Genomic DNA, 20707 nt, shown 5'->3' with positions numbered 1-20707 from the left:
CCGGAGCTCAGCCCTCTTCCAACCACCAGCGCAGCGGCTTGCCCTCGGCCGGCCAGAAGCGCATCTGCTCGTTGGGCGCGATGTCCCAGCGCTCGATCTTTTCCAGTGCCTGCAAAAAGCGCGCTTCCTGCTCCATCACGGCGGGGGCGCAGAGTTTGCGGGTGCTGCCGACCTTGCCGAAGCTCAAACGGTGGCCTTCCAGGGTGTAGGGGGCGAACCAGTGGTTGCAGCCGCCGTTGCCATAGGCGCGACCGTCATCCCCAAGGGTGATGGTCAGGTGGCTGTAGTCCATCAACGGCCGTTCGCCAATCCATTCCAGGATATAGCTGCGGTTGTGTTGCAGTTGCACAGGTTCAGCGGCACAGCCCATCAGGCTCATGCCAATCAACGCGCACAGGGCCATACGTTTCATCAGACAGCTTCCTGGCAGGTCGGGCACAGGTGTTTTTCACCGACCGTGGTCCAACCCAGCTCGGCGATGCGCGCGCTGGCGGCCGGCTTCTGGGCCTTGGTGCCGAGCTTGGCATCGACGGCGAATTCGAAGCTCAGTTCCTTGGCGCAGCGGTCGCAGTTGACCTGCCAGGTGTGGATCGCCAGTTCGCCGAACACTGGCCCTGTGGTCATGGCGGTCCATTGGCCCATGGGCTTGAGCAGGTGCCGAACGGTGTCCACGGTCAGGCGCATGGACAAATCCTTGCTGCCCTTGAGGGTCACCAGCAGTACATCGTTGGCCTGGATCGACCCGCCGTTGCCAGTGACCTGATAGCGGCCCGGCGCCAGGGCGCGGACTTCGGTCAAGGTGTGCTGGGGGTTCATCAGGGTGTAGCGGAAATCGTGTTCGGCCATGGGTCCTCCAAATAGGCGCGACATGCTAGCACGCGATCTGGGTAGGCATGGTCCGTATGCGACGAACTCCCGCTTATCCCCCTGTGGGAGCGAGCCTGCTCGCGATGGCGGCGCATCAGCCAGCATGAATGTCGACTGGCAGACCGCTATCGCGAGCAGGCTCGCTCCCACAGGGGATTCGGTGTGGATTTGGTTTTAGTCATCCACCCGGTTTTGCGGCGTGCCGTTCGCCCAGGCTGTGATGTTGTCCAGGGTGGTGGTGGCGATCGCGGCCAGTGCTTCATGGGTCAGGAACGCCTGGTGCGCGGTGACGATCACGTTGGGGAAAGTCAGCAGCCGTGCCAGCACGTCGTCCTGCAGCGGCTGGTCGGAGCGGTCCTTGAAAAACAACTGGGCCTCTTCCTCGTAGACGTCCAACCCCAGGTAGCCCAACTGGCCGCTTTTCAGCGCCTCGATCAACGCCGGTGTGTCCACCAGCCCGCCGCGCCCGGTGTTGATCAGCATGGCGCCGCGTCGCATCGCCGCCAGGGTTTGGGCATTGATCAAGTGGTGGCTCTGTTCGTTGAGCGGGCAGTGCAGGCTGATGATCTGTGCCTGCGCCAGCAGCTCCGGCAATGGCAAGTAACGGGCTCCCAGCGCTTCAAGCTGGGGGGTGGGGTAGGGGTCGTAAGCCAGCAACCGGCAACCGAAGCCGGCCATGATCCGCGCAAACGTCGCGCCAATCTGCCCGGTGCCAATCACGCCGACGATCTTGTCTACCAGATCGAAGCCGGTGAGCCCTTGCAGGCTGAAGTTGCCGTCGCGGGTCCGGTTGTAGGCGCGGTGCAGGCAACGATTGAGTGCCATGATCAGCGCCACGGCATGCTCGGCAACCGCGTGGGGCGAGTAGGCCGGCACCCGCACGATGTCCAGCCCCAGGCGCTTGGCGGCCGGCAGGTCGACGTGGTTATAGCCGGCCGAGCGCAGGGCGATCAGCCGGGTGCCGCCGTGGGCCAGCCGCTCCAGCACCGGGGCGCTCAGGTCATCGTTGATAAACGCACACACCACTTCATGGCGTGCGGCCAGGGCCACGGTGTCCAGGTTCAACCGGGCCGGTTGGAACTGCCACTCATGGCCGGCGGCACCCGGTGCGTTGCTGAAACTGTCGCGGTCGTAGGGCTGGCTGCTGAAAAGAATCACGCGCATGGCGGCCTCCTGATGCTGGAATGGCCTCAGCTTAGCCGCGATTGCCCCGGCGGTTATTGCGCTGGGTCAGGCGCTGATACGCGCCTCGCTCGCCAGCCGGTTGATGGCGCGCTCCAGGTCCTCCAGGGCGGCAGCGGCTTTTGGGTCCTGTTGCTTGAGCAGGGTTTCGCTGCGCTGGCAGGCGGCGCGCAATTGCGGCACGCCGCAGTAGCGCGTGGCGCCATGCAGGCGGTGGACCCGTTCGATCAGGGCGTTGTGATCATTGGCCTCGCTGGCCTGGCGAATCGCTTCGCGGTCGGCTTCCAGGGAGGCCAGCAGCATTGCCAGCATGTCTGCCGCCAGGTCAGCCTTGCCCGCGGCCAGGCGCAGGCCTTCTTCGTGATCGAGCACCAGCAGTTCGCCGCCGGCCTGGGCATCGCCGTTGCGTTCCGGCGACTGATTGCGCAGCGCCAGGCCAGTCCATTTGAGCACCACCTGGGCCAGTTGCCGTTCACTGATGGGTTTGGTCAGGTAGTCGTCCATGCCGCTTTGCAGCAGGGCGCGTTTTTCGTTGGCCATGGCGTGGGCGGTGAGGGCGACGATCGGCAGCGGCGTACAATGCCGCTCGCTTTCCCACTGGCGGATCGCCTCGGTGCTCTGGCGGCCGTCCATGCCGGGCATCTGCACGTCCATCAGCACCAGGTCGAAGGTTTCCTTCTGCACGGCCTTGACTGCGGCATACCCACTGTCCACCGCCAGCACCTTGGCGCCCATGTCTTCGAGCAGCGTCTGCACCAGTAGCAGGTTGGCCGGGTTGTCGTCCACGCAGAGCACTTTCGGCGCACGACTGGCGATCGGTTCGTTGGGCTCGCTGCGGGTCGGACGCGGGTTGACCAGGTCCGACAGCGAGCGGCGCAGCTTGCGGGTGCAGGCCGGCTTGGCCTGCAACTGGCTGTGGGGGTTGGGCACCGAGAGGTGATACAGCGTCTGCTCGGTGGTGGGGCACAGCACCAGCACCTTGCAGCCCAGGTGTTCGAGGTCCCAGATGTGCTGGTTGAGGCGCTCCGGCGGCATGTCGTTGCTGGTGATGCCCAGCACGGCCAGGTCAATCGCCTGGTCGGTCGGGTGGGCGACGGTGACGCCGTTGGTCAGGCTTTCCAGGGTGTTGAACGGGGTCACTTGAAGACCACAGTCTTCGAGTTGGTGCTGCAAGGCCTGGCGGGCCAGTTCATGGTTCTCCAGCACCGCCACGCGCCGGCCCAGCAGCGGCGGGCCGGGCAGGTCCTCGGCATCGTCGCGGGTCTTGGGCAGGCGCAGGCTGATCCAGAACTCCGAGCCTTCGCCCGGTGTGCTGTCGACGCCGATCTCGCCGCCCATCTGCTCCACCAGGCGCTTGGAAATCACCAGGCCCAGGCCGGTGCCGCCGGGTTGCCGCGACAGCGAGTTGTCGGCCTGGCTGAATGCCTGGAACAGCGCCCGCACGTCCTGGGCGGACAGGCCGATGCCGGTGTCCTGGATGCTGATGCGCAACTGCACGCTGTCTTCGTGTTCGTCTTCGAGCATGGCGCGGGCAACGATGGTGCCCTCGCGGGTGAACTTGATGGCGTTGCTCACCAGATTGGTGAGGATCTGCTTGAGGCGCAGTGGATCGCCCACCAGCGACAGCGGCGTGTCACGGTAGACCAGGCTCACCAGTTCCAGCTGTTTGGCGTGGGCGGCGGGAGCGAGGATGGTCAGGGTGTCCTGCAACAGGTCCCGCAGGTTGAACGGGATGCTGTCGAGCACCAGCTTGCCGGCTTCGATCTTCGAAAAATCGAGGATCTCGTTGATGATCCCCAGCAGGCTGTCGGCGGATTTTTCAATGGTGCCCAGGTAGTCGAGCTGGCGCGGGGTCAGTTCGCTTTTCTGCAAGAGATGAGTGAAGCCAAGGATGCCGTTGAGCGGCGTGCGGATCTCATGGCTCATGTTCGCCAGGAATTCGGATTTGATCCGGCTCGCTTCCAGGGCTTCCTTGCGGGCCAGGTCCAGCTCGATGTTCTGGATCTCGATGGTTTCCAGGTTCTGGCGCACGTCCTCGGTGGCCTGGTCGATGCTGTGCTGCAATTCTTCCTGGGCATTCTGCAAGGTGCTGGCCATGCGATTGATGCCCGATGCCAGCTCATCCAGTTCCTGGCTGCCCAACGGTGGCAGGCGGGTTTCCAGGTGGCCGTCCTTGAGTTGCGCCACGGCCTGCTTGATCTGGCTCAGCGGGCGGTTGATCGTGCGGCCCATGCGCAGGGCCAGCAGCGCGGTGAGGCCCAGGCCGGCGGCGATCAGCAACAGGCTGGCGAACAGGCTGCGATAACCGCGCAGCAGCATGCCGCTGTGGGACAGCTCCAGTTCGACCCAGCCCAGCAAGCGGTCGGCTTCCTCGGGAATCAGTTCGCCGGCCAGGTTGCGGTGCTTGCCGAAGACCGGCAGCAGGTAGCGGGTGGCATCGTTGCCGGTGCGTTGCAGCAATTGGGTGCTGTTGCCTTCCGGCGCGCGGTTGAGCATGGTCGGGCCGGCGTGGGCCAGCGGCGAGCGATCAGGCGCGAGGAAGGTCACGGCACGCACGTCGGTTTGTTCGAGGGACTGGGTGGCGATGCGTTCCAGCAGTTCGGTGTCCTGTCGGCTCATGGCTGGGGCGACCAACGGGGCCAGCTGTTCGGCGATCATCTCCCCGCGTTGCAGCAACTGGGCATGCAGGTCCGATTGCTGCATCCAGGTGAAATAGCCGCCCAGGACCAGCGCCATCAGGCTGGTCGGCAACAGGGTCAGCAACAGCACGCGGCCTTTGATTCCCAGTTTCTTGAGCACACTTGTCTCCTGCATCCAGCGGTCTGATTGAGCTTTGCGCGCATCCGGCACGCAATACCTGCGCAGTGTAGCGATTTGCAGGCGGGCAATCTTCGTAAATTCGCGCATCGCTGTGGCGACCCACATGACCCATGCAGGTACGCGGCGGTTGCCTCGGGCGGATCGATCTTGAATAATCGCTCAACTGAGAATTATTTGCAGATACTCATGACTCCCACTTCCACCGCTCACCCGCGCATCCTCTCCATCGAAGACGATCCCGTGCTGGGCGCTTATGTCCATGAGCACCTGGGCCGCAGCGGCTTCGACGTGACTTGGTGCCAGAACGGCCAGGAGGGCCTGGACATCGCCTGCCGGCAGGCTTTCGACGTGGTGCTGATGGACATCCTGCTGCCGGGCCTGGACGGCCTCGCGGTGTTGACCCGTTTGCGTCAGAGCCATTCGACCCCTGTGCTGCTGATGTCAGCCCTGGGCGCCGAGGCGGACCGCATCAGTGGCTTTCGCCTGGGTGCAGACGACTATTTGCCCAAGCCGTTCAGCATGGCGGAGCTGCACGTGCGCATCGAGGCCATTCTGCGCCGGGTGGCCCTGGACCGACGGCCGGCACCGGTGGCGGTCGGGTGCCAGGCCAAGGACCTGACCTTCGATGAGGAACGCGGCGATGTCCATGTTGGCGGCCAATGGGCTGGCCTGACCCGCAGCGAATACCGCCTGCTGGACGTCTTGCAGCGCAGCGGTAATGAAGTGCTGAGCAAGGCCTTCCTTTATCAGCAGGTGCTGCAACGCGGTTATGCCCCCCACGACCGCAGCCTGGACATGCACGTCAGCCAGATCCGCCGCAAGCTCAAGGCCATCGACTACAGCGCGCGGCAGGTACGCACGGTGTGGGGCAAGGGTTATGTGTTGAGTGCCGACGATGAAACGCTCTGACCTGCCGGGCCGGCATTCGCTGTTCTGGAAACTCGCGTGCCTGCTGGTGGCGTTCTGTCTGCTGATGATCGGGTTGAGTTGGTCCTGGGGGCGCTACATGGAAGTGCGCAACCAGTTCCTCTCGGACGAAGCCCGGGGCACGCTCAGCCGTTATGCCGCCGAAGCCGAGCAAGCCTGGTATGCCGGACAGCAGGCGGGCGTCGAGCATTGGTTACAAGGCATGCAGCAGCGTGAAGCGAGTTGGGTCGGCGTGATTGGCGGTGACCTGCAATCCCTGGGCGAACGTCCGTTGACCGACCACGAGATCCAGCGCCTGACCTTCCTGCGCGGCCTCGATTGGCCCATCCACAAGAAAGGCCGACCATGGCTGCGGGTGCCATTTCCCGAGGATCCGTCTGCCGGCAGCCTGGTGATCGAACTGCCCGAGCGCTTCCTGCCGGGGCGGTACCGGGTGTTCTGGCGGGTGATCACCAACGGCGTGATTCCCGGACTCTTCACGCTGCTGTTGTGTGTGGGCCTGTATCGCTTGCTGGTGGTGCCACTCAATCAGTTGCGCGAACAGGCCAACGCCTGGCGCGCCGATCAATTGAACGTGCGCCTGTCCAGCCGCACCACCAACCGGACCGATGAACTCGGTGAGTTGGGTCGCGCCTTCGATCACATGTCCGAGTGTCTGCAAACCACGGTCGCCTTGCAACAACAACTGCTGCGCGACCTGTCCCATGAACTGCGCACGCCGCTCAGTCGCTTGCAGGTGGCGAGTGAAAGCGAGCAGGACCTGACTCGACTGCGCGAACGCGTCGCTCGAGAAGTGGGGGGCATGCAGCGACTGGTGGACGACACCTTGCAACTGGCCTGGCTCGACACCGAACGCGCGCCGCTGCCAGGCGAGGCGATCCAGGTCCAGGCGCTGTGGGAAATGCTCACCGAAAATGCCTGCTATGAAAGCGGTTGGCCGGCTGCCCAGCTGCATTGCGCGGTGGGCGCCGACTGCTGGGTCCAGGGCAATCTCAACACCCTGGCCCAGGCGCTGGAAAATGTCCTGCGCAATGCCATCCGCCATTCACCGCCCGGCGGCGTCGTGCGGCTGGAGGGCCGGCGCGAGGGGCCGTTCTGGCACCTGTGGCTGGAGGACGAAGGCGGCGGGGTGGCCGAGCAGGATTTGCAGCGTATCTTCGATCCCTTCATCCGCCTCGACGGCTCCCGCCCGGGTGATGGTGGTTTCGGACTGGGCTTGAGCATCGCGTGCAATGCGGTGCGGCGCCAGGGCGGGCGGATGTGGGCGGAGAATGCAGGGAAGGGCCTGCGCCTTAACCTGCGTCTAACCGCCAATGAGCCTTGCACAGGGGGAATATGAAATTGTCGCTTGCAGCTTGCAGCTTGCGCGCTTATTCCCATAAGCCATAACCACCTCACTTTGCGTGATATGGCCTCGCCGGGTTTGCCGGTATGATAGGCGCCCCCGCAGCCCGGATTGCGAATACGCCATGACTTTGCAGTACTCCACCATCGCCGATTGCATCGGTAACACGCCGCTGGTTCGTTTGCAGCGCTTGCCCGGCGCCACCAGCAACACGCTTTTGCTCAAGCTCGAAGGGAATAACCCGGCGGGTTCGGTCAAGGACCGGCCGGCGTTGTCGATGATCACCCGTGCCGAGTTGCGCGGGCAGATCCAGCCGGGTGATACGCTGATCGAGGCGACCTCCGGCAACACCGGTATCGCCCTGGCGATGGCGGCGGCGATCAAGGGCTACAAGATGATCCTGATCATGCCCGACAACTCCAGCGCCGAACGCAAGGCAGCCATGACCGCCTACGGCGCCGAGTTGATCCTGGTGACCCAGGAGCAAGGCATGGAAGGCGCCCGTGACCTGGCCGAGCGCATGCAGGCCGAGGGGCGTGGCAAGGTGCTCGATCAGTTCGCCAACGGCGACAATCCCGAGGCCCACTACACCACCACCGGGCCCGAGATATGGCGCCAGACCGGCGGCACCATCACCCATTTCGTCAGTTCGATGGGCACCACCGGTACCATCATGGGCACCTCGCGCTACCTGAAGGAACAGAACCCGAACGTGCAGATCATCGGCCTGCAACCGATGGAAGGCGCGGCCATCCCCGGTATTCGTCGCTGGCCTGAAGAATACCTGCCGAAGATCTACCAGGCCGATCGCGTCGACCGCATCATCGACATGGCCCAGGCCGAAGCCGAGGACGTGACCCGGCGCCTGGCGCGCGAGGAGGGCATTTTTTGCGGCGTGTCTTCAGGCGGTGCCGTGGCGGGAATGCTGCGCCTGTCGAAGGAGGTTGAAAATGCAGTGATCGTCGCGATCATCTGCGACCGCGGCGACCGCTACCTGTCGACCGGCATTTTCGACGCGCCCAACTGATGGCCAGGCAAGAACGAGGCCTGCGCTTCCAGCCCAGCGGCGGAAGCCGGGCCCCGCAAGTGCCCACCGGTAAAAAGCAGCGCCTGACCATCGAGCGCCTGGCCAATGACGGCCGGGGCATCGCCTTTGTCGAGGGGCGCACTTGGTTTGTCATCGGTGCCCTGGCGGGTGAAGAGGTCGAAGCGCGGGTGCTGGGTGCCCACGGCAAAGTGGTCGAGGCCCGTACCGAGCGCGTGTTCCTGCCCAGCGAATTGCGGCGTCCGGCGCCGTGCATCCATGCCGGCCGGTGTGGCGGTTGCAGCGTCCAGCATTTGCCCCATGGCGAACAACTTGCCCTGAAACAGCGCATGCTCGCCGAGCAGTTGTCGCGGGTGGCCGGCGTGCAGCCGCAGGAATGGGCGGCGCCATTGAGTGGCCCCGAACTCGGCTACCGGCGCCGTGCCCGCGTGGCGGTGCGCTGGGACCAGAAGGCGAAAAAACTCGAGGTCGGTTTCCGCGCCGTCGGCAGCCAGGACATTGTGGCCATCGGTGATTGTCCGGTGCTGGTACAGCCCTTGCAGCCGATCATGAGCGGTTTGCCGGACATGCTCCGACGCCTGGGCAAACCCCAGGCGCTGGGGCATGTGGAGTTGTTCGCCGGCTCGTCCCTGGCGCTGTTGCTGCGGCATATGGCGCCGCTGTCGGAAGTCGACCTGACGGTCCTCAAGGATTTCTGCGCATCCCATGGAGCCCAGCTGTGGCTGCACGGCGAAGGCGAGCCACAACCGGTCGAACCGGGCCTGGCCCTGGGGTATCGCCTGGACACCTGGGACCTGGAGCTGGCTTACCGACCGGGGGATTTCATCCAAGTGAACGCCGGGGTCAACGAGGCGATGATTGCCCAGGCCTTGCAATGGCTGGCGCCTCGACCCGAGGAGCGGGTACTGGATCTGTTCTGCGGCCTGGGCAACTTTGCCTTGCCGCTGGCAAGGAAGGTGCGCGAGGTGGTGGCCGTGGAAGGCGTGCAGACCATGGTGGACCGCGCGGCGGCCAACGCTGTCAGCAACAATTTGAATAACACTGCCTTTTTTCAGGCCGATTTATCCCAGCCCCTGGCGGGTGCCGAATGGATCGGCGAAGGCTTTTCTGCGGTACTCTTGGACCCACCCCGTGACGGTGCTTTCGAGGTGGTGCGCACGCTGGCGTCCCTGGGCGCCAGACGGTTGGTGTATGTATCGTGCAACCCGGCAACTTTGGCCCGGGACACGGTCGAATTGATCAAGCAGGGCTACCGGTTAAAACGTGCCGGGATTCTCGATATGTTTCCTCAGACGGCACATGTCGAGGCCATGGCGTTATTTGAAGCGAGCCAGGATGGCTTGTCCGACTGACCCGTTCGTGCCAACCCGCCAAGGCCTTGGGCGGACACACGGGCAATGAAGGTCAGCGATATTGACGCATTGAATCTGCGTCGTAGGGAAGGTAAGCAACGATGGTACAGGTGAGAGCACACCAGCCGATCAACACCGACGGCAGTATCAATCTCGAGGCTTGGCTCGATCACGCGGTCAGCATCGACATGGTGCTGGATCGTGAAGCCTTGAAGGAAGCCTGCGAGTTCGCCCGTGAGGCGGAGCAGCAACATAACGCGGCGAAGAACCTCTGGTCCGAAGGCACCTCGAGTTTCCAGACGGGCCTGGAGATCGCGGAGATCCTCGTCGACCTCAAGCTCGACCAGGATTCACTGGTGGCAGCGGTGCTTTACCGTGGCGTGCGCGAAGGCCAGATCCAGCTCCCGGCGGTCAGCCAGCGCTTTGGCACCGTGGTCGCCAAGCTGATCGACGGCGTGCTGCGCATGGCCGCCATCAGCGCCAGCCTCAGCCCGCGCCAGTCGATGGTCCTCGGCACCCAGGGCCAGGTGGAAAACCTGCGCAAGATGCTCGTGGCAATGGTCGACGACGTGCGCGTCGCGCTGATCAAGCTGGCCGAACGCACGTGCGCGATCCGCGCCGTCAAGGCCGCCGATGACGAAAAGCGCAACCGTGTCGCCCGCGAGGTGTTCGACATCTACGCGCCCCTGGCCCACCGCCTCGGCATCGGTCATATCAAGTGGGAGCTGGAAGACCTGTCTTTCCGCTACCTGGAGCCGGACCAATACAAGCAGATCGCCAAGCTGTTGCATGAGCGGCGCCTGGATCGCGAGCGCTTCATTACCGACGTGATGACCCAGTTGCGCGAAGAGTTGCAGGCCACCGGCGTGGAAGCCGACATCAGTGGCCGGGCCAAGCACATCTATTCGATCTGGCGCAAAATGCAGCGCAAGGGCCTGGAGTTCAGCCAGATCTACGACGTTCGCGCCGTTCGCGTGCTGGTCCCGGAAATGCGCGACTGCTACACCGCGCTGGGCATCGTCCACACCCTGTGGCGGCACATTCCGAAGGAGTTCGACGACTACATCGCCAACCCCAAGGAAAACGGCTATCGCTCGCTGCACACCGCGGTGATCGGCCCCGAAGGCAAGGTGCTGGAAGTGCAGATCCGCACCCACGCCATGCACGAGGAAGCCGAGCTGGGCGTCTGCGCCCACTGGAAATACAAGGGCACCGACGTCAAGTCGGGGTCCAATCACTACGAAGAGAAAATCTCCTGGCTGCGCCAGGTCCTCGAATGGCACGAGGAGCTGGGCGACATCGGTGGCCTGGCGGAACAGCTGCGGGTGGACATCGAGCCGGACCGGGTCTACATCTTCACCCCCGACGGCCACGCCATCGACCTGCCCAAGGGCGCGACGCCGCTGGACTTCGCCTATCGGGTCCACACCGAGATCGGCCACAACTGCCGTGGCGCCAAGATCAACGGGCGGATCGTGCCGCTCAACTACAGCCTGCAGACCGGTGAGCAGGTCGAGATCATCACCAGCAAGCACGGCACGCCGAGCCGCGACTGGCTGAACCCGAACCTGGGCTACATCACCACTTCGCGGGCGCGGGCGAAAATCGTCCATTGGTTCAAGTTGCAGGCCCGCGACCAGAACGTCGCCGCCGGCAAGACCCTGATCGAGCGCGAACTCAGTCGCCTGGGCTTGCCGCAGGTGGATTTCGACAAGCTGGCCGAAAAGGCCAACATGAAAACCGCCGAAGACATGTTCGCCGCCCTCGGTGCCGGCGACCTGCGCCTGGCGCAACTGGTCAACCTGGCCCAGCAACTGGTGGAGCCGGAGCGCGGCAACGAGCAACTGGAGCTGATCCCGCGCAAGGCCACTGGCTACAAGCCCGGCAAGCGCGGCGATATCCAGATTCAGGGCGTGGGCAACCTGATGACCCAGATGGCCGGCTGCTGCCAGCCATTGCCGGGGGATGCGATCGTCGGCTACATCACCCAGGGCCGCGGCGTCAGCATTCACCGCCAGGACTGTGCCTCGGTGCTGCAACTGGGCGGCCGTGAACCGGAGCGGATCATCCAGGTCAGTTGGGGCCCGGTGCCGGTGCTCACCTACCCGGTGGACATCGTCATCCGCGCCTACGACCGCTCCGGGCTGCTGCGTGATGTGTCCCAGGTGTTGTTGAACGAGCGGATCAACGTGCTGGCGGTCAACACCCGCTCGAACAAGGAAGACAACACTGCGCTGATGTCCCTGACCATCGAGATTCCGGGCCTGGATGCGCTGGGCCGGTTGCTGGGACGGATTTCCCAGTTGCCGAACATCATCGAGACCCGGCGTAACCGGACGCCGGGGTAAGCGGGCACTGTTAAACACAGTCCAATGTGGGAGCGAGCCTGCTCGCGATAGCGGTAGGTCAGTTTTAAAGAGGTTGAGGCCACTGTCGCTATCGCGAGCAGGCTCGCTCCCACAGGGATTCACGTCATGAGATTGTCCGATGTACAGCCTTGAAGACCTGCTCCACCTGATGAACCGCCTGCGCGACCCGCAGTACGGTTGCCCGTGGGACATCAAGCAAACCTGGCAGACCATCGTCCCCCATACCCTGGAAGAAGCCTACGAAGTGGCCGATGCGATCGAGCGCGGCGATTTCGATCATGTGCAGGGCGAGTTGGGTGACCTGTTGTTCCAGGTGGTGTATTACAGCCAACTGGCCCGGGAAGAAAACCGCTTCGAATTCGCCGGCGTGGTCGACAGCATCACCCGCAAGCTGATCCGTCGCCACCCCCACGTGTTCCCCAGCGGTGACCTGTATGCGCCCATGGACACGCCGCGTCTGAGCGAAGAGCAGGTCAAACAGCGCTGGGAAGAAATCAAGGCCGAGGAACGGGCCGAGAAAGCCTCGGCGCCGGAGCAACTGTCGTTGCTCGACGATGTACCCGCAGCCCTGCCCGCCTTGTCGCGCTCGGCCAAGTTGCAAAAGCGTGCCGCTCAGGTCGGTTTCGACTGGCCGGACGCCTTGCCGGTGCTCGACAAGGTTCGGGAAGAGCTGGGCGAAGTGCTCGAAGCCATGTCGGAAAACGATCAGGTGGCGGTGGCCGATGAAATCGGCGATCTGTTGTTTTCGGTCGTCAATCTGGCTCGCCATCTCAAAATCGATCCGGAAACCGCATTGCGCGGCGCCAACGCCAAGTTCGAGCGACGCTTGCGATTTATCGAACAGGCATTGCGCGACACCCACCGTCCCATGGAAGATTGCACCCTCGAAGAGTTGGACGCCTTGTGGGGCGAAGCCAAACGTCAGGAAAAGAATTTGCCCAGCTGTGGCTGAGGCCGTTGCCTAAGTGAGTAAGCACCATGAGCCTTTCCCTTCGCGACCAGTTGCTCAAAGCAGGGCTGGTCAACCAAAAGCAGGCCAAGCAGGTCGGCAAAGAGAAACAGAAGCAGCAGCGCCTGGCCCACAAAGGCCAGGTTGAACTGGATGACTCCCAGCAGCGTGCCGCCCAGGAAGCCATGGCCGAGAAGGTCAAGCGCGACCAGGAACTCAATCGTCAGCAGCAGGAGAAGGTCGAGCAGAAGGCCCGGGCCGCGCAGATCAAGCAATTGATTGAAGTCTCGCGCCTGCCGAAGCTGACCACCGAGGACTACTACAACTTCGTCGACGACAAGAAGGTCAAGCGCATCTCGGTCAATACCCTGATGCGCAACAAGCTGAGCAGCGGCTCGCTGGCGATCGTCCACCACGCCGGCGGCTACGAAGTGATCCCCCGCGAGGCGGCCCTGAAGATCCAGGAGCGCGACCCCAAGCGCATCGTCCAGCTCAACACCCAGACCGAAGAAGTGGATGCCGACGATCCGTACGCGGCGTATCAGATTCCGGATGATTTGATGTGGTAAGCCTGGCGCAATGCCAGTGAGCTAATACCCAACCCTTGGGAGCCACTAAACCCTGTGGGAGCGGGCTTGCTCGCGAATGCGGTGGGTCAGTCGACATTAATGTTCCTGACATACCGCCTTTGCGAGCAAGCCCGCTCCCACAAGTCGTTTTCAGCCGTTCAGGATTCTGTCATCTCATGGGCGCGCTGCTGCTCTTCGCGCTCCAGCTCCGCCTTGTAGCGGTTGGCCTCCGTCTCGGAATGGAACATCCCCACCAACAGATCCTGTTGCCGAACGTCCCAGATCTGGATACCGGCCGCGATGGCTTCGTGGGACATGTGGTCATCGTCGCGTTCATTCACTTTCACAGTCATCTTGCAAACTCCAGTTTCTGTCATCTGCAGCAAGGCGTGTGCAGGCCTTTGTTATAGATTTGGATAGCCTGCTAAGTAAATGCTCCGCTTCGTTAAGAAGCTTTCATGAAAATCGCAACAATGCTGCAAGCCAGGCAGGGCGCGGCGTTTGGTCGCAGGTTGGGTTTATGAAGAAGGTTTCATGTTGCTGACACGAGGCCTGGACCACCCCTTTGTGGAGCGAGCCTGCTCGCGAAGAGGTCACAGCCGATGACAATTTCCAACGATGCAGGCAGGCTCAAGCTGGCGGGACAGGGTAGCCGTGATGAGTCGCAGTCTCCAAAATCATGCATACCTGTCAACTTTGACAGTTACCTGGTTCTCAAAAATCTTGTTTACTTCTATCAGTGCGGAGCGACGGGGACGTGTTTAGGCGACGGCTGATAGAGCTTGTATGTTTCTCTGGATTAAACAGGTATGGACAATAATGGCGGGGTGGCAATCAGAGGGTAATAATATGAATCTTTCAAGGATACTGTTTATTGGATTTATGGTTATATCGGGCTGTGCCGATACCCCCTCTTCGATGCAAGAAGATATGCCGAAGGGGGTTATTAGATTTTCCGAAAAGCCAGAAGGTGGGGGCGATGCCTGTAGCCTTCCTACTGACGTACATACTTACTATAATATGCAATATCATGGATGTAAAAATGATCAGATGACTTATATCCAGCTTGATAATGTGCCTTCGGCCACGGAGATACGATTCGATTCGGAGAAGTGCGATACGAGTACGGATCGGTGGTATTTCAGAATTAAAACTATTGTTCATCCAACTACGACTCGATGGATTGATTTGCATGAATTTGCAAGCGCTGCAGTAGGATCGGTTGTAGTAAGGGGGGTGGTACTGCTAGAGAAAAAAACCGATACCAGCGAACCAATCAAAGGAAAATTAAGTTGCGTTCGTACTCGGCCCTCTGGGCTGCCCTAATTATCCGTTATTGGGAGTATGCCCGTCCGAAAATGGGTGTTGGAGCTGTTGCATATAAAAAGCCCCGCATCTGCGGGGCTTCGTGTTATCAGGGTTGATCAGCTGCCTTTCACAGCCTTGCCATTGACCGTACCGTCCTGGAGCATGATGTTGTACTCCTTGCCGTCGGTCTCGACCTGTTGCAGGCGCACCAGCAGGTAGTCCCAGTCCTTGGCGAACCAGAGCACGGTGATGCGTTTGCTTTGCGTCGGATCGCGCACGCGCTCGACCTTGATCGCGTCGATCTGACCAGCCTTGGTGTCGACCTTCTCTGCGCCCAGTACGCGGAAGTCATAGGTATCGACTTCGCCATCATCGACGACCTGATAGCTCATGCTTTTCTTGCCGGCCGCCACGTCGTGTTGCAGGGCCAGTTGATAGGTGGATTTGTCGACCATGCCGCGGTTGAGCGGCAGCTTGACCGCGTCGCCGCGATCGGTGCCGGTGACCATCTTGGTGTTCCAGTCGAAGTCCAGGTCGGCCTTCTTGGCCTTGCCCAGACCGCCGCGTTCGAAGTGGTAGGACTGGGGCAGCAGGGTGTCCTTGTCCAGGGTCAGGGTGCTTTCTTCGGTCAGGCTGGCGATCATCATCGACGCCTTGAAGCTCAGCTTCCAGGTGCCGTTGGCTTCCTTGGTCAGGCTGCGCTCGGCGGTGCCGCTCATGGGCAGCTGTTTCCAGTCGGCGGTGTAGCTGGCGGAGAACGGTTGAAGGTCCGAAGCCTGAGCCAGGGGCAGGGCAAGCAGAGCGCAAGCGAAGAGCAGGGCGCGACGCATAAAATCTCCTAGTGTCGAATCAAATGGCCGCTGGCAGGCAACAGGTTGCCGTCCAGTGAGGCTCCGCGATCGTCGAGGGTGAGCCGTCCTTCGGCAAACCAACGCACGGCCATCGGGTAGATCTGGTGCTCCCGGGCGTGAACCCGTTGCGCCAGGCTTTGCGGCGTGTCGTGCAACTCTACCGGTATTACTGCCTGTACGACCAGTGGTCCGCCATCGAGTTCCTCGGTGACAAAGTGCACGGAGCAGCCATGCTCCGTGTCTCCGGCCTCCAGCGCGCGCTGGTGAGTGTGTAACCCTTTGTATTTGGGCAGCAGCGACGGGTGGATATTGAACAGGCGGCCCTGGTAGTGACGCACGAAACCGGCGCTGAGGATGCGCATGAAGCCGGCCAGCACCACCAGTTGCGGGTTGAAGGTGTCGATCTGTTCGATCAGCGCGGCGTCGAAGGCTTCGCGGCCTTCGAAGGCCTTGTGATCGAGGACGCGGGTATCGATACCCGCGTCCCGGGCACGTTGCAGGCCGTAGGCATCGGCGCGGTTGGAAATCACCGCGCGGATACGGACCGGGCTGTCGCCGGTCCGCGTGCTGTCGATCAGGGCCTGCAAGTTACTGCCGGTGCCGGACAGCAGCACCACGACATCACAGGTTGCGGACATCAGTGCGCCTTAAGGTTTTTCAGCTCGACCTGGGCAGCGCCTTCGGCGGCGGTGGCGATCTGACCGATCACCCAAGGCTGTTCGCCGGCTTCACGCAGCACATTCAGGGCAGTTTCGACATGCTCCTGGGCCACACAGATCACCATGCCCACGCCGCAGTTCAGCACGCGGTGCATTTCGGTTTCGTCGACGTTGCCTTTTTCCTGCAGCCAGTCGAACACCGCCGGGCGGGTCCAGCTCGCCACGTCGACCACGGCCTGGGCGCCTTTTGGCAGCACGCGCGGGATGTTGTCCAGCAGGCCGCCACCGGTGATGTGGGCCATGGCCTTGACGGCGCCGGTGTCCTTGATCAGCTTGAGCAGCGGCTTGACGTAGATGCGGGTCGGGGCCATCAGCAGGTCGGTCAGCGGCTTGCCGTCGAGCTGGATGTTCTCGATGTCGGCGCCCGAGACTTCGATGATCTTGCGGATCAGCGAGTAGCCGTTGGAGTGCGGGCCGGAGGACGGCAGGGCGAGCAGGGCATCGCCAGCGGCGACTTTCGAGCCGTCGATGATCTCGGCTTTCTCGACGACGCCGACGCAGAAGCCGGCCAGGTCGTAGTCTTCGCCTTCGTACATGCCGGGCATTTCAGCGGTTTCGCCGCCGACCAGGGAGCAGCCAGCCAGCTCGCAACCGGCACCGATGCCGGTCACGACCTGGGCTGCGGTATCGACGTTCAACTTGCCGGTGGCGTAGTAGTCGAGGAAGAACAGCGGCTCGGCGCCGCACACCACCAGGTCGTTCACGCACATGGCGACCAGGTCGATGCCGATGCTGTCATGCTTGTTCAGGTTCAAGGCCAGGCGCAGCTTGGTGCCGACGCCGTCGGTGCCCGAGACCAGCACCGGTTGCTTGTAGCCGGCCGGGATCTCGCAGAGGGCGCCGAAACCGCCCAGGCCGCCCATGACTTCCGGGCGCGCAGTGCGCTTGGCGACGCTCTTGATGCGTTCGACCAATGCTTCACCGGCGTCGATGTCTACACCGGCGTCCTTGTAGCTCAGGGAGGGTTGCTTGCTCATGATCCAGGCCTTTAGGGGGGATTTCTGGGTAACGACCGACGCCGGGGGCATTGAATAACCGTGGTACGGATTATTCCGGGTGCCCGGCGATTGCCGGTCTGCGAAGGCGCGCGATTTTATCAGGCTTGAGGGGCAGCGGCCATCCTCGCGCCGACGGGCAGGGACATATCCACGGAAAAAAACCGATATTTCTTATATTGGTACTGCGCGGTGCGGCTGTATAAGGTGTAGCGGTAACCGGCTATGGTGATGACAGTGCGAAACTTCCATCGGGTGGGTGAATGTTTTGCCCGGTGCCGTGGTCACAGCCATGCTCAATCTTCTCCACACGGCCTGTTCCAGCCGTTATGTCCGGGAATCTTCCATGCGTTTGTTCAAATTCTTGTCCGTGGGCTGCCTGTCGCTGATCAGCCTGGCGAGCCATGCCGAAACCGTCAATGGCCTCTATCAAGTGCTCGAACCGGTCAGCAACCAGACGCCGGAGGAGCGCAACCAGGCGACATTACGCGCCCTCGATACGCTGGTGCTGCGCCTGACCGGCGACCCCAAGGCCGCGCAGAATCCCGGCCTGGCCGCAGTCCGCAAGGACCCGCAGCAGATCATCCTGCAATACGGCTATGACGCCGGCCCTCCAGAAAGCCTGAAGGTCGACTTCGACCCGGCAAGTACCGAGCGTGCGTTGCGCTCGGCAGGGTTGTCGCTGTGGAGCGCAAACCGGCCGTCGATCCTCGGCTGGTGGCTGAATGACTCGGTCGAGGGCTCCAGCCTGGTCGGCGATGGCCAGGCCAGCGCCACGCCGTTGCGTCGCGCCGCCCAGCATCGGGGCCTGGCGCTGCGCTTGCCGCTGGCGGACCTGAGCGAACAGATCGTTGCCACCGCGCCGAACCTCGAAGGCAGCGACCCGGCGCCATTGCACGATGCGTCGGAGCGCTACGCGGCGGATGCGTTGCTGGCGGTCCACGCCAAGGAGGAGGGGGGGCAATGGCACGGCACCTGGCGCCTGTGGCTGGGTAATCAGCGCGAACAGGGCAATGCCCAGGGCGCCGATCCGGCGGCCCTGGCCGATGCGGTCATGCTGGCGGTGAGCCAGCGCCTGGCGCCACGCTTCGTCGCCAAACCGGGCCTGGCCAGCGAGCAGCTGCTGGAAGTGCAGGGCATGAACCTCGAGCGTTACGCAGCGATTGGGCGCTTGCTCGAACCGTTTGCCGGGCAGTTACAGCGGGTTGACGGTGACCGGGGGCTTTATCGGGTCAACGGCAGCGCCGAGCAACTGAAGGCGCAATTGGCCCTGGCGAAATTGCAGGAAGTTCCGGCCGGGGAGGCTGTCGCACCGGCGCCCCAGACGCCACCGGTCGCCGAGGGCGCGGTTCCGGTTGCAGCACCCGCGCCGGCGCCGACCGCCAATCTGCGCTTTCGCTGGTAGTTCTTTCTTTATATAGCTAGGAGTGGTTCATGGGCGATACGCGGCGTTGGTTCTGGTTGGGTGGGGTCGCCCTGCTGTTCGCGTTTATCTATTTGCTGCACCCGATCCTGACGCCGTTCCTGGTGGCGCTGCTGTTGGCCTATCTGTTCGATCCGGTGGTGGATCGCCTGGAAAAACTCGGCCTGTCGCGGACCTGGGGCGTAGTGACGGTGTTTGCGCTGTTCACCTTGATCGTCAGCGCCCTGTTGCTGGTGCTGATCCCGATGCTCGCCAAGCAGCTGGTGCGCCTGTACGAACTGGCGCCGCAGATGCTCGACTGGTTGCAGCACAGCGCGGTGCCGTGGGTACAGTCGAAGCTGGGGTTGTCGGACGGTTTCTGGAAGTTCGACAAGGTCAAGGCGGCCATCAGCGAACACATGGGCCAGACCACCGACATCGTCGGCGTGGTGCTGAGCCAGGCCACGGCCTCGAGCCTGGCGCTGATCGGCTGGCTGGCGAACCTGGTACTGATTCCCGTGGTGGCGTTCTACCTGCTGCGGGACTGGGACCTGATGATGGCGAAGATCCGCAGCCTGCTGCCACGCCATCGCGAAGAACGCATCATGACCCTCACCAGCGAATGCCACGAAGTGCTCGGCGCATTCGTGCGCGGACAGTTGCTGGTGATGGTCGCGCTGGGCTTCATCTATGCGGCCGGGCTGATGCTGGTCGGCCTGGAACTGGGCCTGTTGATCGGCATGATCGCCGGGCTGGCGGCCATCGTGCCCTACATGGGCTTTGTGATTGGCATTGGCGCGGCGTTGATCGCCGGGTTGTTCCAGTTCGGTGGCGACCTGTACCCGATGCTGGGTATCGTGGCGGTGTTCATGGTCGGCCAGGCCCTGGAGGGGATGGTGCTGACGCCCTTGCTGGTGGGCGATCGTATTGGCCTGCACCCGGTGGCGGTGATCTTCGCGATCCTGGCGGGTGGCGAGTTGTTCGGTTTCACCGGGATCCTGTTGGCGCTGCCGGTGGCGGCCGTGATCATGGTGCTGGTGCGGCATGTGCACGATGTGTACAAGGATTCGGACATGTACAGTGGCGCCGAAGACCCGGAGCTGTAGGGCGAATGCCAGGAAAACCGTCGCTCCCTGGCCTTGCTGCTGCAAACCTTTGATTTTGCTCGTGGTCCGGTGCATTGTGCGGTCCGCGCCACGGGTATAGACTTTGCCAACTTTACACAGAGGCCACTAACGGTTCCCCGCAACCGTTCAGTCAGCATGAAACCGATTCAGCTGCCCCTAGGTGTGCGTCTGCGTGATGACGCCACCTTTATCAACTACTACCCAGGCGCCAATGCCGCTGCACTCGGCTATGTCGAGCGGCTTTGCGAAGCCGACGCCGGCTGGACCGAGAGTCTGATCTATCTGTGGGGCAAGGACGGGGTAGGGCGCACGCACCTGTTGCAGGCAGCGTGCCTGCGGTTCGAGCAGTTGGGCGAGCCCGCCGTGTACCTGCCGCTGGCCGAGTTGCTGGATCGTGGCGTGGAAATCCTCGACAACCTTGAACAGTACGAACTGGTCTGCCTGGACGATCTCCAGGCCGTCGCCGGCAAGGCTGACTGGGAAGAGGCGCTGTTTCATCTGTTCAATCGCCTGCGCGACAGCGGTCGGCGCTTGCTGATCGCCGCCTCGACGTCGCCACGGGAACTGCCGGTGAAGCTGGCGGATCTCAAGTCCCGTCTCACCCTGGCGCTGATTTTCCAGATGCGTCCGCTCTCCGACGAAGACAAGCTCCGCGCCCTGCAACTGCGAGCTTCTCGCCGCGGCCTGCACCTGACCGATGAAGTCGGGCATTTCATCCTCACCCGTGGCACCCGCAGCATGAGCGCGCTGTTCGAATTGCTCGAACGCCTCGACCAGGCCTCGCTCCAGGCCCAGCGCAAGCTCACTATTCCTTTTTTGAAAGAAACCCTGGGCTGGTAGAACCGTTATCAGTAGTGGCTCTTGGCCGGGCCCCGGCGCG

19 protein-coding genes are annotated in these 20707 nt (G+C 62.7%); 11 read left to right on the top strand and 8 right to left on the bottom strand.

What is annotated here, in order from left to right:
- Positions 1 to 7: 7 nt before the first annotated feature.
- The 4 genes from J7E36_RS22145 to J7E36_RS22130 form a co-directional block, all read right to left on the bottom strand.
- A complete protein-coding gene (locus J7E36_RS22145; RefSeq protein ID WP_215007896.1) occupies positions 8 to 412 on the bottom strand; it encodes an META domain-containing protein in 405 nt (134 codons plus the stop codon).
- Positions 412 to 846, bottom strand: a complete 435-nt coding sequence (locus J7E36_RS22140; protein ID WP_215007894.1) for a hypothetical protein — start codon at positions 844 to 846, stop codon at positions 412 to 414. The genes J7E36_RS22145 and J7E36_RS22140 overlap by 1 nt, the downstream gene beginning before the upstream one ends.
- A gap of 195 nt (positions 847 to 1041) precedes the next feature.
- Complete coding sequence (locus J7E36_RS22135) at positions 1042 to 2031, bottom strand: 2-hydroxyacid dehydrogenase (protein ID WP_215007891.1); 990 nt, start codon at positions 2029 to 2031, stop codon at positions 1042 to 1044.
- Positions 2032 to 2097: 66 nt separating this feature from the next.
- Positions 2098 to 4848 carry a response regulator gene (locus tag J7E36_RS22130; protein WP_215007887.1) on the bottom strand — a complete coding sequence of 917 codons (2751 nt, stop codon included), beginning with the start codon at positions 4846 to 4848 and terminating at the stop codon, positions 2098 to 2100.
- Positions 4849 to 5055: 207 nt separating this feature from the next.
- Here J7E36_RS22130 and J7E36_RS22125 point away from each other — a divergent pair, with 207 nt between their 5' ends.
- The 7 genes from J7E36_RS22125 (at position 5056) to J7E36_RS22095 (ending at position 13425) form a co-directional block, all read left to right on the top strand.
- Positions 5056 to 5778 carry a response regulator transcription factor gene (locus J7E36_RS22125; RefSeq protein ID WP_215007884.1) on the top strand — a complete coding sequence of 241 codons (723 nt, stop codon included), beginning with the start codon at positions 5056 to 5058 and terminating at the stop codon, positions 5776 to 5778.
- A complete protein-coding gene (locus tag J7E36_RS22120; RefSeq protein WP_215007881.1) occupies positions 5765 to 7135 on the top strand; it encodes a sensor histidine kinase in 1371 nt (456 codons plus the stop codon). Before J7E36_RS22125 ends, J7E36_RS22120 begins: the two co-directional genes overlap by 14 nt.
- Positions 7136 to 7265: 130 nt before the next feature.
- Positions 7266 to 8168: a cysteine synthase CysM gene (gene cysM, locus J7E36_RS22115; RefSeq protein WP_215007878.1), complete on the top strand. Its 903-nt coding sequence runs from the start codon at positions 7266 to 7268 to the stop codon at positions 8166 to 8168.
- The gene (gene rlmD, locus J7E36_RS22110) at positions 8168 to 9538 is read left to right on the top strand and encodes a 23S rRNA (uracil(1939)-C(5))-methyltransferase RlmD (RefSeq protein WP_215007875.1); all 1371 of its coding nucleotides are present in this window, start codon (positions 8168 to 8170) and stop codon (positions 9536 to 9538) included. The genes cysM and rlmD overlap by 1 nt, the downstream gene beginning before the upstream one ends.
- 101 nt (positions 9539 to 9639) lie before the next feature.
- Positions 9640 to 11886 carry a GTP diphosphokinase gene (gene relA, locus J7E36_RS22105; protein WP_215007860.1) on the top strand — a complete coding sequence of 749 codons (2247 nt, stop codon included), beginning with the start codon at positions 9640 to 9642 and terminating at the stop codon, positions 11884 to 11886.
- Between the two features lie 139 nt (positions 11887 to 12025).
- On the top strand, positions 12026 to 12859 hold the full coding sequence (mazG, locus tag J7E36_RS22100; RefSeq protein ID WP_215007856.1) for a nucleoside triphosphate pyrophosphohydrolase: 834 nt from the start codon (positions 12026 to 12028) through the stop codon (positions 12857 to 12859).
- Positions 12860 to 12885: 26 nt separating this feature from the next.
- On the top strand, positions 12886 to 13425 hold the full coding sequence (locus J7E36_RS22095; RefSeq protein ID WP_215007852.1) for a DUF2058 domain-containing protein: 540 nt from the start codon (positions 12886 to 12888) through the stop codon (positions 13423 to 13425).
- 158 nt (positions 13426 to 13583) lie between these two features.
- On the opposite strand, the gene J7E36_RS22090 is transcribed toward J7E36_RS22095, so the two are convergent.
- Positions 13584 to 13778: a hypothetical protein gene (locus tag J7E36_RS22090; RefSeq protein WP_215007849.1), complete on the bottom strand. Its 195-nt coding sequence runs from the start codon at positions 13776 to 13778 to the stop codon at positions 13584 to 13586.
- Positions 13779 to 14211: 433 nt separating this feature from the next.
- Between J7E36_RS22090 and J7E36_RS22085 the strand changes: the two genes are divergently transcribed.
- Positions 14212 to 14751 carry a hypothetical protein gene (locus J7E36_RS22085; RefSeq protein WP_215007846.1) on the top strand — a complete coding sequence of 180 codons (540 nt, stop codon included), beginning with the start codon at positions 14212 to 14214 and terminating at the stop codon, positions 14749 to 14751.
- Positions 14752 to 14849: 98 nt separating this feature from the next.
- On the opposite strand, the gene J7E36_RS22080 is transcribed toward J7E36_RS22085, so the two are convergent.
- Genes J7E36_RS22080 through purM form a run of 3 tightly spaced genes read right to left on the bottom strand, consistent with a single transcriptional unit; the run spans position 14850 to position 17280 of the window.
- Positions 14850 to 15563 carry a DUF3108 domain-containing protein gene (locus tag J7E36_RS22080; protein WP_215007843.1) on the bottom strand — a complete coding sequence of 238 codons (714 nt, stop codon included), beginning with the start codon at positions 15561 to 15563 and terminating at the stop codon, positions 14850 to 14852.
- Between the two features lie 8 nt (positions 15564 to 15571).
- Positions 15572 to 16222 (bottom strand): phosphoribosylglycinamide formyltransferase, encoded by a 651-nt coding sequence (gene purN, locus J7E36_RS22075; protein WP_215007841.1) that lies wholly within the window; start codon positions 16220 to 16222, stop codon positions 15572 to 15574.
- Entirely contained in the window at positions 16222 to 17280 is a 1059-nt protein-coding gene (purM, locus tag J7E36_RS22070) for a phosphoribosylformylglycinamidine cyclo-ligase (RefSeq protein WP_215007838.1), read from the bottom strand. Before purM ends, purN begins: the two co-directional genes overlap by 1 nt.
- Before the next feature lie 364 nt (positions 17281 to 17644).
- Here purM and J7E36_RS22065 point away from each other — a divergent pair, with 364 nt between their 5' ends.
- From J7E36_RS22065 to hda, 3 genes are all read left to right on the top strand, one after another.
- Complete coding sequence (locus J7E36_RS22065; protein ID WP_215007834.1) at positions 17645 to 18703, top strand: DUF2066 domain-containing protein; 1059 nt, start codon at positions 17645 to 17647, stop codon at positions 18701 to 18703.
- Positions 18704 to 18732: 29 nt separating this feature from the next.
- Complete coding sequence (locus J7E36_RS22060) at positions 18733 to 19806, top strand: AI-2E family transporter (protein ID WP_215007831.1); 1074 nt, start codon at positions 18733 to 18735, stop codon at positions 19804 to 19806.
- A 156-nt stretch (positions 19807 to 19962) separates the two neighbouring features.
- On the top strand, positions 19963 to 20667 hold the full coding sequence (hda, locus tag J7E36_RS22055) for a DnaA regulatory inactivator Hda (RefSeq protein ID WP_003178999.1): 705 nt from the start codon (positions 19963 to 19965) through the stop codon (positions 20665 to 20667).
- Positions 20668 to 20707 lie beyond the last annotated feature (40 nt).

Source organism: Pseudomonas fluorescens (assembly GCF_018614775.1).
Classification (GTDB): Bacteria; Pseudomonadota; Gammaproteobacteria; order Pseudomonadales; family Pseudomonadaceae; genus Aquipseudomonas; species Aquipseudomonas fluorescens_BY.
This window is presented reverse-complemented; position numbering and strand designations above follow the sequence as displayed.

Coding starts and splice junctions, on each gene's coding strand:
- J7E36_RS22145 (WP_215007896.1), bottom strand. CDS start 412: ATGAAACGTATGGCCCTGTGCGCGTTGATTGGCATGAGCCTGATGGGC.
- J7E36_RS22140 (WP_215007894.1), bottom strand. CDS start 846: ATGGCCGAACACGATTTCCGCTACACCCTGATGAACCCCCAGCACACC.
- J7E36_RS22135 (WP_215007891.1), bottom strand. CDS start 2,031: ATGCGCGTGATTCTTTTCAGCAGCCAGCCCTACGACCGCGACAGTTTC.
- J7E36_RS22125 (WP_215007884.1), top strand. CDS start 5,056: ATGACTCCCACTTCCACCGCTCACCCGCGCATCCTCTCCATCGAAGAC.
- J7E36_RS22120 (WP_215007881.1), top strand. CDS start 5,765: ATGAAACGCTCTGACCTGCCGGGCCGGCATTCGCTGTTCTGGAAACTC.
- cysM (WP_215007878.1), top strand. CDS start 7,266: ATGACTTTGCAGTACTCCACCATCGCCGATTGCATCGGTAACACGCCG.
- rlmD (WP_215007875.1), top strand. CDS start 8,168: ATGGCCAGGCAAGAACGAGGCCTGCGCTTCCAGCCCAGCGGCGGAAGC.
- relA (WP_215007860.1), top strand. CDS start 9,640: ATGGTACAGGTGAGAGCACACCAGCCGATCAACACCGACGGCAGTATC.
- mazG (WP_215007856.1), top strand. CDS start 12,026: ATGTACAGCCTTGAAGACCTGCTCCACCTGATGAACCGCCTGCGCGAC.
- J7E36_RS22095 (WP_215007852.1), top strand. CDS start 12,886: ATGAGCCTTTCCCTTCGCGACCAGTTGCTCAAAGCAGGGCTGGTCAAC.
- J7E36_RS22090 (WP_215007849.1), bottom strand. CDS start 13,778: ATGACTGTGAAAGTGAATGAACGCGACGATGACCACATGTCCCACGAA.
- J7E36_RS22085 (WP_215007846.1), top strand. CDS start 14,212: ATGTTTCTCTGGATTAAACAGGTATGGACAATAATGGCGGGGTGGCAA.
- J7E36_RS22080 (WP_215007843.1), bottom strand. CDS start 15,563: ATGCGTCGCGCCCTGCTCTTCGCTTGCGCTCTGCTTGCCCTGCCCCTG.
- purN (WP_215007841.1), bottom strand. CDS start 16,222: ATGTCCGCAACCTGTGATGTCGTGGTGCTGCTGTCCGGCACCGGCAGT.
- purM (WP_215007838.1), bottom strand. CDS start 17,280: ATGAGCAAGCAACCCTCCCTGAGCTACAAGGACGCCGGTGTAGACATC.
- J7E36_RS22065 (WP_215007834.1), top strand. CDS start 17,645: ATGCGTTTGTTCAAATTCTTGTCCGTGGGCTGCCTGTCGCTGATCAGC.
- J7E36_RS22060 (WP_215007831.1), top strand. CDS start 18,733: ATGGGCGATACGCGGCGTTGGTTCTGGTTGGGTGGGGTCGCCCTGCTG.
- hda (WP_003178999.1), top strand. CDS start 19,963: ATGAAACCGATTCAGCTGCCCCTAGGTGTGCGTCTGCGTGATGACGCC.